The sequence below is a fragment of the Arcanobacterium phocae genome, assembly GCF_900105865.1.
Taxonomy (GTDB): domain Bacteria; phylum Actinomycetota; class Actinomycetes; order Actinomycetales; family Actinomycetaceae; genus Arcanobacterium; species Arcanobacterium phocae.
Genome location: NZ_LT629804.1, coordinates 1,002,444 through 1,015,759, shown reverse-complemented (window position 1 = coordinate 1,015,759; position 13,316 = coordinate 1,002,444). Strand labels below are relative to the sequence as shown.

14 protein-coding genes are annotated in these 13,316 nt (G+C 51.3%); 2 read left to right on the top strand and 12 right to left on the bottom strand.

The genetic code is table 11. The annotated features are described in order from the left end of the window. Positions 1 to 5 precede the first annotated feature (5 nt). The 3 genes from ahpF to guaB form a co-directional block, all read right to left on the bottom strand. A complete protein-coding gene (gene ahpF, locus BLT51_RS04465; protein ID WP_091280353.1) occupies positions 6 to 1,550 on the bottom strand; it encodes an alkyl hydroperoxide reductase subunit F in 1,545 nt (514 codons plus the stop codon). Then, complete coding sequence (gene ahpC / locus BLT51_RS04460) at positions 1,550 to 2,113, bottom strand: alkyl hydroperoxide reductase subunit C (RefSeq protein WP_091280350.1); 564 nt, start codon at positions 2,111 to 2,113, stop codon at positions 1,550 to 1,552. The genes ahpF and ahpC overlap by 1 nt, the downstream gene beginning before the upstream one ends. A gap of 189 nt (positions 2,114 to 2,302) precedes the next feature. Beyond that, entirely contained in the window at positions 2,303 to 3,469 is a 1,167-nt protein-coding gene (gene guaB / locus BLT51_RS04455; RefSeq protein ID WP_091280347.1) for an IMP dehydrogenase, read from the bottom strand. A 225-nt stretch (positions 3,470 to 3,694) separates the two neighbouring features. On the opposite strand from guaB, the gene BLT51_RS04450 reads away from it, so the two are divergent. Next, on the top strand, positions 3,695 to 3,991 hold the full coding sequence (locus BLT51_RS04450) for a WhiB family transcriptional regulator (protein ID WP_091282568.1): 297 nt from the start codon (positions 3,695 to 3,697) through the stop codon (positions 3,989 to 3,991). A 103-nt stretch (positions 3,992 to 4,094) separates the two neighbouring features. Here BLT51_RS04450 and groES read toward each other — a convergent pair whose 3' ends face one another. Further along, a complete protein-coding gene (gene groES, locus BLT51_RS04445; RefSeq protein WP_091280346.1) occupies positions 4,095 to 4,391 on the bottom strand; it encodes a co-chaperone GroES in 297 nt (98 codons plus the stop codon). Between the two features lie 195 nt (positions 4,392 to 4,586). Here groES and BLT51_RS04440 point away from each other — a divergent pair, with 195 nt between their 5' ends. Beyond that, positions 4,587 to 5,819, top strand: a complete 1,233-nt coding sequence (locus BLT51_RS04440) for a class I SAM-dependent methyltransferase (RefSeq protein WP_231943899.1) — start codon at positions 4,587 to 4,589, stop codon at positions 5,817 to 5,819. Here BLT51_RS04440 and tsaD read toward each other — a convergent pair. The 8 genes from tsaD to tsaE all read right to left on the bottom strand — a co-directional run bounded on the left by tsaD (position 5,813) and on the right by tsaE (position 13,270). Further along, a complete protein-coding gene (tsaD, locus tag BLT51_RS04435; RefSeq protein WP_091280343.1) occupies positions 5,813 to 6,856 on the bottom strand; it encodes a tRNA (adenosine(37)-N6)-threonylcarbamoyltransferase complex transferase subunit TsaD in 1,044 nt (347 codons plus the stop codon). The genes BLT51_RS04440 and tsaD overlap by 7 nt on opposite strands. A 125-nt stretch (positions 6,857 to 6,981) precedes the next feature. Then, positions 6,982 to 7,725, bottom strand: a complete 744-nt coding sequence (locus BLT51_RS04430) for a succinate dehydrogenase/fumarate reductase iron-sulfur subunit (protein WP_091280342.1) — start codon at positions 7,723 to 7,725, stop codon at positions 6,982 to 6,984. Continuing rightward, on the bottom strand, positions 7,722 to 9,692 hold the full coding sequence (locus tag BLT51_RS04425; RefSeq protein ID WP_091280339.1) for a fumarate reductase/succinate dehydrogenase flavoprotein subunit: 1,971 nt from the start codon (positions 9,690 to 9,692) through the stop codon (positions 7,722 to 7,724). Before BLT51_RS04425 ends, BLT51_RS04430 begins: the two co-directional genes overlap by 4 nt. Positions 9,693 to 9,705: 13 nt before the next feature. Beyond that, positions 9,706 to 10,422: a succinate dehydrogenase cytochrome b subunit gene (locus BLT51_RS04420; protein ID WP_157672895.1), complete on the bottom strand. Its 717-nt coding sequence runs from the start codon at positions 10,420 to 10,422 to the stop codon at positions 9,706 to 9,708. A gap of 187 nt (positions 10,423 to 10,609) precedes the next feature. Further along, positions 10,610 to 11,110, bottom strand: a complete 501-nt coding sequence (rimI, locus tag BLT51_RS04415) for a ribosomal protein S18-alanine N-acetyltransferase (RefSeq protein ID WP_091280335.1) — start codon at positions 11,108 to 11,110, stop codon at positions 10,610 to 10,612. Between the two features lie 17 nt (positions 11,111 to 11,127). Next, entirely contained in the window at positions 11,128 to 11,838 is a 711-nt protein-coding gene (gene tsaB, locus BLT51_RS04410; RefSeq protein ID WP_091280332.1) for a tRNA (adenosine(37)-N6)-threonylcarbamoyltransferase complex dimerization subunit type 1 TsaB, read from the bottom strand. Then, on the bottom strand, positions 11,835 to 12,749 hold the full coding sequence (locus BLT51_RS04405) for a hypothetical protein (RefSeq protein WP_091280330.1): 915 nt from the start codon (positions 12,747 to 12,749) through the stop codon (positions 11,835 to 11,837). The genes tsaB and BLT51_RS04405 overlap by 4 nt, the downstream gene beginning before the upstream one ends. Next, entirely contained in the window at positions 12,749 to 13,270 is a 522-nt protein-coding gene (gene tsaE / locus BLT51_RS04400) for a tRNA (adenosine(37)-N6)-threonylcarbamoyltransferase complex ATPase subunit type 1 TsaE (protein WP_231943898.1), read from the bottom strand. The genes BLT51_RS04405 and tsaE overlap by 1 nt, the downstream gene beginning before the upstream one ends. Between the last annotated feature and the right edge of the window lie 46 nt (positions 13,271 to 13,316).

Genomic DNA, 13,316 nt, shown 5'->3' with positions numbered 1-13,316 from the left:
GAATATCAATGGCGAATCAGATAATCAAACGCACCCAACGACGCATTCGCTCCTGCACCTAATGCAATCAAGACTTGCTTGTATGGAATATCGGTAACGTCTCCCGCAGCATACACACCAGGCATCGACGTGGCATTCTTGCCGTCAATGACTACTGCGCCACGGTTAAGATCGAGCGTTCCATCCAACCATTCTGCGTTCGGGATCAGTCCGATCTGAACAAACATACCGTTTGCTTCAACTGCATGGGTTTCCCCAGCCGAATCACGGTAAGTCACACCAGTCATATCCGTCCCGTCGCCCTCAACAGACTGCAGTGCTGCTGAAGTAACAACCGTGGTATTAGACAATGAAGCTAGCTTATCCAACAGAACTTCATCTGCCTTAAGCTCTGGCATCATTTCGATCACCGTTACATGGGTACAAATCCCGGCAAGATCAATAGCAGCTTCAATAGCAGAGTTTCCACCGCCAATAACCGCTACTGGCTTGTCCTTGAATAACGGACCGTCGCAATGCGGACAGAAGCTCACACCGTTATTGCGGTATTCAGCTTCGCCCGGGACACCGGTAGTGCGGTACCGCGCACCAGTTGCTAGCACAATAGACTTAGCACGGAGAGTCACATCGCCGTCGAAATCAACGGCAAACAAAGAATTCTCGTCTTTGTCATGCAACGCTACCGCGTTGAGACCAGACATGATCTCTACCCCGTAATGAGCCATCGACTGGTTGAGTTCACTGCCAAGCTCGGTACCGCCAATCTTGTTGAGAACAGTCAAGTTCTCAATTGACGCGGTATCCAAAACTTGACCGCCAACATTTGCCGTAGCTACGCCAACGCGCAATCCCTTACGCGCCGCATAGACAGCTGCCGAAGCACCTGCAGGTCCGCCACCGACGATCAACATGTCGAACGGATCAACCGCGTTGAGCTTCTCAGCCCGCTTGGTACCAGAATTAGAATCAAGTTTGGCAACAATTTCTGCCAAGCTCATCCGGCCTTGACCAAAAGGCTCGCCATCCATGTACACTGCCGGAACGGCCTTGATGCCACGCTCGTTGATTTCATCCTGGAAAGCACCGCCTTCAACAGCCGTGTGCTTAATCAGTGGATTAATAACCGCCATAGCGTTGAGCGCTTGGACAACTGCTGGACAGTTCTGGCACGTTAACGACATGTAGGTTACGAACTCGTGTGGTTCAGTCAACTCTTTAATCGACTGAATCAGGTCTTCATCTTCGCGAACAGGGTGTCCGCCAACCTGGACTAGAGCAAGCACAAAGCTTGAGAACTCCTCGCCCATAGGCAGACCCGCGATACGAACTGACACATCCGAATCAACTCGTGCGATAGCGAACGACGGCGTGCGCTCGTTCGCCACCTCAACAAACTCAATCAAGGGCGATAACTCGGCAACCTGATTGAGCATTTCCCGCATCTGCCCCGAGCGCTTTGAATCATCAAGTGACGCTTCAAACCGGATCGGGACCTTGATGTTTGTTACCAGCCCGTTAAGCTGAGCGATCGTATTAGAATCGAGAAACATCAGAGCTTTCCTGCAAGATCAAACGATGGAGCTAGCGTTTCTTCGCCTTCTTCCCACTTTGCTGGGCAAACCTCACCTGGGTGGTTGTAGACATACTGAGCAGCCTTGACCTTGCGAAGAAGCTCTTCTGCATTACGGCCAACGCCCTCAGAGGTAGTTTCGACATACTGGATGACACCATCTGGATCGATAACGATGGTGGAACGGTCAGCTGCGCCCTGGCCCGGACGAAGCGTATCGAATGCCTCAGCGATTTCGCAGGTTGGGTCACCGACCATTGGGAACTCAATCTTGCCGATACGCTCTGAAGACTCATGCCACGCCTTGTGCGAGAAGTGCTTATCGGTCGAGAAGGAGTAAACCTTCACGCCCATTTCTTGGAACTGAGCATAGTGCTCAGCCATATCTTCAAGCTCAGTTGGGCACACAAAAGTGAAGTCAGCTGGGTAGAAGAATAGGATTGCCCACTGACCCTTGTGGTCCTCGCTTGACAGCTCAACGAAGCTACCATTGTGGTATGCGGAACCAGCCCATTCGGCAGCCTGAGTATTAATCAAAGACATCGTTTCCCTCTTTCTTAAAGGTTAAGTTATACAAAACAGCACTTAAGACTATAGTCCCTGATTCAAGGCAAAACTAGAGAATACACTCCCGGCTTAATCACACCAAACAGTATTGACAAAATCATTTATTAGTCAACTAAAAAGTGGGGCGGCTGCCATTCACTGACAACCGCCCCACTCTCACGATAGTTATTTCACACTATAGTTCGGTGCTGCAGCAATATTCTGCACATCGTGTGGATGTGACTCGTGTAAACCAGCAGCAGTGATCTGAACAAAACGACCGCGTCGCATTTCTGAAATGTTGTGAGCTCCAATATAGAACATTGTTTGATGGAGGCCACCGATGAGCTGATAAGCCACAGAAGCAACGGGGCCTTTGGCCGGTACTGAGCCTTCGATGCCCTCTGGGACAATTTTCTCATCAGATTTCACATCGGCCTGGAAGTAGCGATCCTTAGAATAAGAAATACGACCACGCGAGCTCATTGCACCTAGTGATCCCATTCCGCGATACGCCTTGAACCGACGACCATCAACCTGGACTACCTCGCCTGGCGATTCATCCGTTCCAGCAAACAGCGATCCGAGCATCACGGTAGATGCACCCGCAACAATCGCCTTACCAACATCACCGGAATACTGCAGACCGCCATCAGCGATCAACGGAATGCCAGCGGGTCCACACGCCTGCGCCGCTAGTTGCACGGCAGTAAGCTGTGGTACGCCAACACCAGCAACAATACGAGTGGTACAAATCGAACCTGGACCAACACCAACTTTGACTGCGTCCACACCAGCATCAATCAATGCTTGAGCGCCTTCAGTAGTAGCAATGTTTCCGCCGATTATTTGAACATGAGCAAATTGCGGATCTGCTTTAATTCGGCGGATCTGTTCCAATGCAAGTTTTGCGGCACCATTGGCAGTATCGACAACCAAAATATCCACGCCTGCTTGTGCGAGTGCCACCGCACGCTCCCACGCGTCACCCCAATATCCAATCGCAGCACCGACCCGAAGCCGGCCCTGTTCATCAATTGTTGCTTTTGACGTATCTTCATCCCAGTCAAGCATAACTGGGGTAGCCTTAACCTCTGCCACCTGAGCAGCTTGATCCTCAATAGATGAATTGCGATGAAGAATACCGAGACCGCCGAGTCGCGCCATAGCAATCGCCATGCGCGAACCAGTCACTGTATCCATAGCTGCTGAGATAAGTGGAACTCTCAGTTTAATATCCCGAGTCACATAGGAAGTAGTGTCAACCTCAGACGGAACTACATCCGTTTCCTCAGGGAGAAGAAGAACATCATCATACGTTAAGCCCATTAAGGCGAAAGGATTGTCAACCATTCTCTAAGTTTACGCGTTCTGCCTACTGCACGAAAACCCCGACCGCATTGCGACACATCACTATTTACTGATTCACTCAATGACAGCACTCTATTCTCATGTCAATGCAATCAACGCCACACTATACCCGGCACTAAATCGCATAAAACCCCTTGTTTTACATCCAGCCTCATTGGTAACGTAGATAAAGTTGAAAATTGCAAGAATGAACAGGACGTGACATTAGTGGTCGCCCGAATCAAGGATGTATCTGGAGCTCTCGTAGACTTCTGGGACTGGCAAGCACTCGGTAGCTGTAACAACATGGACCCCGAATTCTTCTTCCACCCCGAAGGAGAACGTGGCGGTCCACGCCGTCGTCGTATCGAACGCGCCAAGCGAATCTGCCAAACCTGCCCAGTCATTGACGAATGCCGTGAATACGCATTAGTAAATCACGAACCATACGGCGTATGGGGCGGGCTTTCGGAAGAAGAACGCAACCGAATTATTTCCGCCAAGCGCCACGGCCGTACCGCCTAAAAACTACGGCCGAACTACCTAGAAACGTAGCCTAGTTCTGATACAACGGGCATTAAAAATGTCCCGCGAGCATCACGCCCGCGGGACATTTTCAGTATCTTAATCAGTGGGTGACAACTGCTAAGACGTCACGCTGCGAAAGAATCAAGAACTCTTCAGCACCATACTTGACTTCGGTACCACCGTACTTGGAGTAAATGACAAGATCGCCAACCTTGACTTCCATGGCAACCCGGTTGCCATTGTCGTCAACGCGACCTGGACCTACTGCAATAACTTCGCCCTCTTGTGGCTTTTCCTTGGCAGAATCTACCAAGACCAGACCAGAAGCGGTTGTTTCTTCTGCTTCAACCTGCTTGATGACGATACGATCGTCCAGCGGTTTGATGGAGACGGACATCCGACTCCCCCTTCTTTTGCTCGAAAATACTAGCTTTCTGCCTGGTTTCGCCGTCGCGGTGTACGAAACCGAGCACTACGTGGATTTCCACGTCCATTAACAAGAGTAAAGCGCACACTAGCACTCGGTCAAAAGGAGTGCCAGTAAATCGCTATGCGCGAATGCGGTTGTCCATGAGACGATAGAGGCATGAGCATGATTCCACTACTTCTAACCCCAGATGGACAACGTCTTCTCGCCGAGCTTCCACCTTACGAAGTCCAAGACGTTTTCGCTCTCACCTCTCAATTACGCAAAAGCGGCTATCATGCAGACCTTGTTGCGGCCGCCCTCACCCAAAACCGGCTACGCGCAAAAGCCACCGCAAAATTCGGTTCGTTTGCACAAACAATGATTTTCACCAGCGACGGCGTGGAGCAAGCCACTCGGCTTCCAGTGGCAGCGCATCATGCCCAACATTTCCGCAACGCCCACATCCACCACATCATCGATCTGGGATGTGGCATTGGAGCTGATTCGATGGCATTCGCTGGGCTCGGATTACAGGTAACGTCCGTGGAAAACGATGCTGACGCCGCACAAGCAGCGACATTCAATCTTTCCGCATTCCCCGAAGCCCGCGTCATTCATGCAGATGGACGTGAACTGGACCTACAAAGTTTCAGTGCCGATGCGCTGTGGCTCGATCCGGCACGTCGTAGCAATGGTAAACGTATCGCAGACCCAGAACAGTGGGCTCCCCCATTGTCTACCGCGCTTCGTCTTGCCGAACAGTTCCCGGCAGCTGGCATTAAAGTTGCTCCCGGCATTGATTATGCCGCGCTACCCGACAACGCCTGCGTGGAATGGACGAGCGTCGACGGCGATCTGCTCGAAGCAGTGATCTGGCTCGGTTCAGCCGCACTACAGCCAGGGCGTAGCGCTCGCATCATCCGTGGCAGTCACACCGTAGTTTTTGATTCTGGTAGCGAGACGACGTCGTCGGAATCACCAACCGTCCCGCCAGTGACTCTTGGCGACTATATCTATGAGCCAGATCCCGCAGTTATTCGCTCTGGTGGCATTGCTCGGCTGTGTGAAGACCGCAATATTGCACCAGTTTCGCACAACATCGCATACCTTACCGGCGCCGACCTTATCGAGTCACCACTGGTCACAACATTTGCTATCCGCGACGTGTTACCGTTGGATACCAAGAAAGTCCGAGCCTACCTTGCCGCTCACGAGATCGGAATCGTAGAAATCAAAAAACGCGGGACGGAGCTAGATCCGAGCACATGGCGTAAGAAATTGAAACTAAATCCGCTTCACAGCGGGCAAGCAACACTTATCGCTACCCCAGTCGCCGGACAGCACCGAGTTATCGTCACTGAACGCACCGACCAGCGTCTGGAAAGTAACGAGCAACAGCTCGACGTCGATCAGTGAATAATCGTCGTTTCGCGGGCTAGACCGCTGTCTACCGTGATATTGAGTGGTGACGGTTCTACACCGTTACGGACCATCTCCCATCCCAAGGCAGCGATCATTGCGCCGTTGTCAGTACAGTAACGGATCGGTGGGATTCGCACTGTGACGCCGTATTCTTCGGCTCGTTCCTGCGCTAGTTCGCGCAGACGCGAGTTCGCCGAAAAACCGCCACCAATAACGAGCGTGTCACAGTTGTTGCGTTTACATGCTTCGAACGCTTTGCGCGAAAGAACATCAGTGACTGCTTCGGAAAAACCAGCGGCGATATCTGCCTTCGGCACTTCCTCACCACGCGCTTCCAAGCCCTCGATATGCCGAGCGACCGCAGTCTTTAAGCCAGAGAACGAATAATCGTAGGCGTGCACATCCTTATCCTTGACCCGGCTCAGACCACGCGGGAACCGGATGGCGTTCCGATCACCTTGCTTGGACAACCGATCGATGTGCGGACCACCGGGGTACGGCAATCCCAACAGACGACCCACTTTGTCAAATGCTTCACCGGCAGCGTCGTCAAGTGTTCCACCTAGTTCGACGACGTCGGTGGCAATATTACGAATATCAAGAAGATGCGAATGTCCACCAGAAACAGCTAAACCAATGAAGCGCTCTGGGAACGGACCATGAACAAGCTGATCAACAGCGATATGCCCGATAATATGGTTCACCCCGTAGAACGGTTTGCCTAAAGCTAAAGCAAGCGATTTTGCAGCTGAAACACCGACCGTTAAAGAACCGACAAGGCCTGGACCAGCAGTCGCCGCGATAGCATCGACGTCCTCTAAAGCTACTCCGGCTTTCTCAAGTGCCGCATCCAAAGTAGGCACAAATTGTTCCAGATGGGCCCGGGAAGCAATTTCGGGGATGATGCCGCCGTAACGCGCATATTCATCCATTGAGGTTGCCGTTACGTCTGCCAGGAGCTCCCCATCACGCACGAGCGCAATTCCGGTCTCATCACACGATGTTTCAATACCTAAAATCAGTTCATTCACAACGTCTAGTTTAGTTGATTCGGTAACGGTTGTTCAGGCGAGCTTTGTTACATTCGGGACATGTTGTGCCGACGACGACGGGAGGGGCGCAACTAGCGTTGCGACCCTCCCGTCATAGCTAACTATCAGCGACCGTGTGCCATTGACTTCATCAAGTCACGGTTGAGCATCGAAATAAGCTCAAGCGGCACTTCTTTCGGGCAGGCAGCTGCACATGCGCCAACGTTGGTGCATCCACCAAAGCCTTCAGAATCGTGCTGAGCCAACATCTTCACAACACGATCGAGACGCTCTGGCTGTCCCTGTGGAAGCAGACCAAGGTGCATAACCTTTGCCGAGGTAAATAGCATTGCGGAACCGTTCGGGCAGGCTGCTACACACGCACCACATCCGATACAAGCAGCGGCTTCGAAAGCACGATCTGCATGGTCTTTAGGAACTGGTACTGCGTGTGCATCTGGGGCCGCACCGGTGTTAACGGAGATGTATCCACCAGCTTGCACAATGCGATCCAACGCAGAACGATCTACAACCAAATCCTTGAGGACCGGGAACGCAGTAGAACGCCAAGGCTCAATAGTGATGGTGTCACCGTCCTTGAAGGAACGCATATGAAGCTGACAGGTGGTTGTCACCAATGGGCCGTGCGGGTCGCCGTTAATAACGATGCCACATTGTCCACAGATACCTTCACGGCAGTCAGAATCGAATGCAACTGGCTCTTCGCCCTTGGCAAAGAGTTCTTCGTTTAGTTGATCAAGCATCTCCAAGAAAGATGCTGTCTCATCGACATCGGCGAGGGTATGGGTATCGAAATGACCCTGATCGCCACGGCCGTCTTGCCGCCAAAATTCAAGATTGATTTTCACTTGTAGCTCCGCTGCTTCATCTCGACGAATTCGTACTTCAGATCTTCTTTGTGGAGAATTGGTGCTCCGTCTTCTCCACCCCACTCCCAGGCGGCGACATAAGCGAAGTTAACGTCATCACGAAGTGCTTCGCCTTCCTCGGTCTGGGATTCAGCGCGGAAATGACCACCACAGGATTCCCGACGATGGAGAGCATCGATACACATAAGCTCACCTAGTTCGAAGAAGTCAGCGACACGGCCGGCCTTCTCCAAAGACTGGTTCAACTCATCTGGATCGCCTGGAACGCGAACGTTCTGCCAGAAGTCCTTACGTAGCTCTCGAATCATACCGATAGCTTTCTTTAGGCCTTCCTCGCTACGCTCCATACCACAGTATTCCCACATGATATGGCCAAGTTCTTTATGGAAGGAATCAACTGATCGGGTGCCCTTGTTGTTAACAAAGAATTCGATCTGCTTTTCGACTTCTTGACGTACCTTAACTACCTCTGGATGATCTTCGCTGATCTTCTCAAACGGACCATCAGCCAAGTAATCGTTAATAGTGTTCGGGAGTACAAAGTAACCGTCAGCAAGACCCTGCATGAGCGCGGACGCGCCCAACCGGTTTGCACCGTGGTCAGAGAAGTTAGCCTCGCCCGTAACAAACAGACCTGGGATCGATGACTGCAGATCGTAATCTACCCACAAACCACCCATAGTGTAGTGGACTGCAGGATAAATGCGCATTGGTACTTCGTATGGATCGTCACCAGTAATCTGCTTGTACATATCAAACAAGTTGCCGTACTTAGCAGAAACAACATCCTTGCCCATACGGTTAATAGCATCCGAGAAGTCGAGGTAAACACCACGTGCCACGCCGTCGATTTCTGGACCAACGCCACGGCCTTCGTCACACATATTCTTTGCCTGACGCGAAGCAATGTCTCGAGGAACAAGGTTTCCGAACGCTGGGTAGATACGCTCGAGGTAGTAATCGCGATCTTCTTCTGGAATATCGCGTGGATCCTTCTTGCAATCCTCAGCCTTCTTCGGTACCCAAATACGGCCATCGTTACGCAACGACTCAGACATCAAGGTGAGCTTAGACTGCGAAGAACCATGCTGCGGAATACAGGTTGGGTGAATCTGGGTGAAGCACGGATTGCCGAAGTAGGCACCCTTGCGGTGTGCACGCCAAATAGCAGTTGCGTTACATCCCATCGCGTTAGTGGACAAGAAGAAGACGTTTCCATAACCGCCAGTACCCAGCACAACAGCATCAGCCAAGTGGGTTTCGATTTCGCCAGTGACCATGTCACGAGCGACAATACCGCGAGCACGACCGTCAATGACGATCAATTCAACCATTTCATGGCGCGGGAAGGCCTCAACGGTACCTGCCTTGACCTGGCGCATCAACGCTTGGTACGCACCAATCAACAGCTGCTGACCTGTTTGGCCACGCGCGTAGAACGTACGTGAAACCTGAACGCCTCCGAACGAGCGGTTATCAAGTAAACCACCGTATTCACGAGCAAACGGAACGCCTTGAGCCACACACTGATCGATAATGTTAGCCGAGACTTCAGCCAGTCGATACACGTTGGTCTCACGGGAGCGGTAGTCGCCGCCCTTGATGGTGTCGTAGAACAAACGATAGGTCGAATCGTTATCGTTCTTATAGTTCTTCGCCGCGTTAATTCCGCCCTGAGCAGCAATCGAGTGTGCTCGACGAGCTGAATCCTGGTAGAAGAACGCCTTGACGTTATATCCCATTTCACCGAGCGAAGCAGCGCCAGCACCACCGGCAAGACCGGTGCCGACGACAATGACGTTCAGCTTGCGACGGTTAGCTGGGTTCACAAGCCGTGCATTAAACTTGCGTTGTTCCCACTTATCCCCAATTGGGCCAGTTGGCGCTTTGGTATCCGCGATTGGTTCGCCTGCGCGGTACAGGCCTTCGATCAAAGTTTCAGTCATGATCTCATACCCCTTAAGCAGCGATGAAGCCAAGCAGAATGGCAGTTGGTGGCGTCATGAAACCAACCAAAATAGCCAAACCTACAATGATGGCGATGATTTTGAAAGCATGCTCACGACGACGAGTATTCAGACCCAATGTTGCGAGAGCTGACCACACGCCGTGCGAGACATGGAGGGCAATCGAACCGAGAGCGATGAAGTAAATTAGCCATACCCACCAGACCGAGAATCCATAAATCATGTTGTGATACGGATCGTGCGCTGAGTATTCACCGCCAGGCTGGAGAGCAAGAACGGTGTACTGCAAGATATGGAAGATAACGAACAGGGCAATAATGACTCCACCAAAACGCATGGTAGCAGCAGTGTAGGAGTACTTTACGCCAACCTTAGAACCGGAATTCACCTTGTACTTTTCGCGTCCACGAGCTTGCGTACCACGCTTCCACAGCTTAATAGCCGCGTACATATGAGCCACAATGCAGAACAGCAAAGTTAACCGGAAGATCCACAATGCCCATAACTTTGGCAGGATCGGGTAGAGCAGACCATGCTTGAGCCAGTCTGCGTAATGGTTGTACTCTTCTGCGCCCAGGAACATCTTAAAGTTTCCGAATGCATGGAAGAGTAGGAAGAGAACAATAAACAAGCCGGTCACAGCCATGAGCACTTTAAGTGCCACTGTGGTCTTGCGACCTCTAATTTCTACAGATGTTGATTTAGCCACGTCTCGAAGATAGCAAAACAATCCGTCAAAAGTCGGGTCTTAAGTAGCAAAAATCCCAGATGAGGATACCAGCTACGCATACTATCTCCTACTGGCATCGAATTTTCCGCGAGATACCAACACAAAGGACTATCGACACACAACCAAAAAGTGACGTAAATATATATGCAACTCTTTAAGCACGAAATTACGTTTCGCGAAGCATAACTACTGCATCATCATCCGAGTAGTAGTGCTTGCGCCTGCTCATCTCTTGGAAGCCGGCTTTCGCATACATTTTCTGCACGCCTTCGTCTTTGCTTCGCACTTCGAGAAACACCCGCCGGGCGCCGTGGCAAGCTGCGATATCTAGCAAGATTTCTAGCAACCGACTTCCGATGCCTCGCCGCTGATAGCGAGGAGAAACAGCAATAGTGAGGATCTCTGCATCATCAACATACGCCACTCCCCCAACGCCAACAATCGACCCCAGCGACTGTAGCGGACCGGGAGGCTCAGATAGCACCAGATACGTTCGATAGCTAGCGGATAATTCGTCTTCCCAAACCTTACTTGGCCAGGCATCACGTGCAAAAGTCTGGTGATCAAAATCTGCTATTCGTCCCGCCCAAGAAACTGGCGCACGACGCAAATCAAACCCAGCAATTGTTGATGGGAATGCGTCATTGGGCTGAAAACAAGAATTCATTAATCAGTCACGCATAATCAGTTTGCACTATAGGGATTGCCCTTGGCCGCCGGCTGGGCGTGTGCCCCACCATGCACGTCTGGCCGGCGCAAATACTGCGGCTCAGTATTCAATGAGAGGGATTCCCCAGCTTCAATTCGTGCCATTCGCGAATGCAGTAAGCGAACCATCACCGTTGGCTCAAAACTAACATTGACGCGTTTACCTCCGATATGGGCGTACAACTCAGACTCGGCGACTGCCACCACAGCTGGAGTCTTCCCTAGTTCATCTACTAGCTCATCCGGCTTGCGAATATCTGGTGCAGTAAGTACGTCGACGTCGTCGCCACCCATCGCTCTAAAAGTCGCAACAAATACTTCTTTACGACGCGCATCAATCATGGACAAAATTTCTTGCGCTCCCTGATCCACGGCTGCTAATGCCATAATATCTAACGAAGACAATCCGTACATCGGCACATCCCATGTTCGTGCAAGCACTCGAGCAGTGACTAAACCAGCACGCAAACCAGTAAACGCTCCCGGACCGGTACCAACAATGATGGCGTCCGGCCGGTCAATCTGTGCGGTAGCCAAAACCGACTTCACCATGGGCGCTAGCAATTCTGCATGATGGCGCTTTTCCGAAGACGATTCAAATGCCACCCGGCTTGCTACTCCCAGCTGCCAATCAGCAACACCAACATTGACAGTAGCACTCGTATCAATCGTGAGATATGTCGTCATTTTTGTCCTTCGTAAATATTGTCTGCAGATTGTTTTTGGGGATGAATGAGAAGCCGTGCTTTAGCGAATGGATCCCACCTATTCTTACTCGGCGTATGTACCTGCTCGGTCGCAGATTCCGGCTCCCTGCTCCCCTGTTGTTTTCGATTTTGATCCCAGCGCAACCATGCAACCGAAAATATCGCCAAGCCACTAAGTATTGCGGAAACGATGATGATCTTGGCGAGAGTCATCTGTGTATTTTCTACGCTTGGACTTAAGCTTTTTGCTGGAATTTCCGTGGCTGTGACATCGGCATTAATAAAATCCTTGCGATGCTCCATGAACATATCGAACGCGATACTTCCAAGAACATAACCAGATCCGACGCTATCGCCAGGCTCAATCATGCCGTCGCGGAAAACAAACCAAGCCTTGAGCTGCGCGTCATATACTAGAATACTCGCCGTATCATTGGGCCATGCAGCAGCTTCAGTAGCTAACCGAGGATCCGCCACGACTTTCGTGTTTGCACGTCGCGCAACCCCGTTACCTTCCGTAATAAGCGCTCCCACAGCATTAGTGTCTTTATAGACCGGCGCCAACCACATGGTTGATTCTTCAAACGCAGTCTCGGGTTTACGGATCGATTCTCTATCTTGCCTGAGTTCAAAGACATGATGTGCAGTGCCTAAGCTCAGTAGTTCCGGATCAGCACCGAGATCTTCACCGAACGTTTCGCTGGCTTTGGCTCGCATGAGGTCGGTACCGATAGTCGTAAACCACTCTTGTTCTTCCGCAGTTGGCTCGCTGGGTACTATTGGCGAGCTACGATCTGACGTTGCAGACGCCATGCTGGGCAGTCCGCATATGATTCCGACGACGAAAACAAAAGCAACCACCCATGAGCCAAGGGTACGATAGGTTCTCATTACTCGGCCGTGTTTTCCCACGAAGCCTCTGGAATTTCATCAGCCAGACGCTGTTGCAGTGAAACACCGCGCTCTCCATATGCTTGGATTTTGAGAACACGTGGCGCGTCCGCGAACAGATCTTCTGGTTCTAATCCGGCGTCTGATCCTTGCGGCCGCTGGATAAACACTTCGATACGTTCGTCAGAAAGTACCTCTGCTTTGCCTGTTCCCCATTCAACTACAGTCAACGATTCTTCGAGCGAAGAATCAAGGTCCAATGCGTCTACTTCTTCAATAGAGTTCAATCGATAAGCATCAACATGAACCAGATCTAACCGTTGCCCATGATAGACCTGAGCAATCGCGAAAGTTGGCGAGGAAACTGCTTCAGTAATGCCAAGACCGCGCGCGATGCCCTGCGTCATCGTCGTTTTACCTGCCCCTAATGGACCAGTGAGCATAACTAGATCTCCAGGTTGTGCCTGCTGTGCAATCACCGCACCGATGCGCTGAATATCGGCAACCGTTGGGGCGTTCATCGACAGAATCATAACCGTGTTCTCTCATTCAATTCAGGTGTTAGTC

Coding starts and splice junctions, on each gene's coding strand:
- groES (WP_091280346.1), bottom strand. CDS start 4,391: ATGTCCGTCTCCATCAAACCGCTGGACGATCGTATCGTCATCAAGCAG.
- BLT51_RS04405 (WP_091280330.1), bottom strand. CDS start 12,749: ATGAGAACCTATCGTACCCTTGGCTCATGGGTGGTTGCTTTTGTTTTC.
- guaB (WP_091280347.1), bottom strand. CDS start 3,469: ATGGTTGACAATCCTTTCGCCTTAATGGGCTTAACGTATGATGATGTT.
- BLT51_RS04425 (WP_091280339.1), bottom strand. CDS start 9,692: ATGACTGAAACTTTGATCGAAGGCCTGTACCGCGCAGGCGAACCAATC.
- ahpF (WP_091280353.1), bottom strand. CDS start 1,550: ATGTTTCTCGATTCTAATACGATCGCTCAGCTTAACGGGCTGGTAACA.
- BLT51_RS04440 (WP_231943899.1), top strand. CDS start 4,587: ATGATTCCACTACTTCTAACCCCAGATGGACAACGTCTTCTCGCCGAG.
- tsaB (WP_091280332.1), bottom strand. CDS start 11,838: ATGACGACATATCTCACGATTGATACGAGTGCTACTGTCAATGTTGGT.
- ahpC (WP_091280350.1), bottom strand. CDS start 2,113: ATGTCTTTGATTAATACTCAGGCTGCCGAATGGGCTGGTTCCGCATAC.
- rimI (WP_091280335.1), bottom strand. CDS start 11,110: ATGAATTCTTGTTTTCAGCCCAATGACGCATTCCCATCAACAATTGCT.
- tsaE (WP_231943898.1), bottom strand. CDS start 13,270: ATGAACGCCCCAACGGTTGCCGATATTCAGCGCATCGGTGCGGTGATT.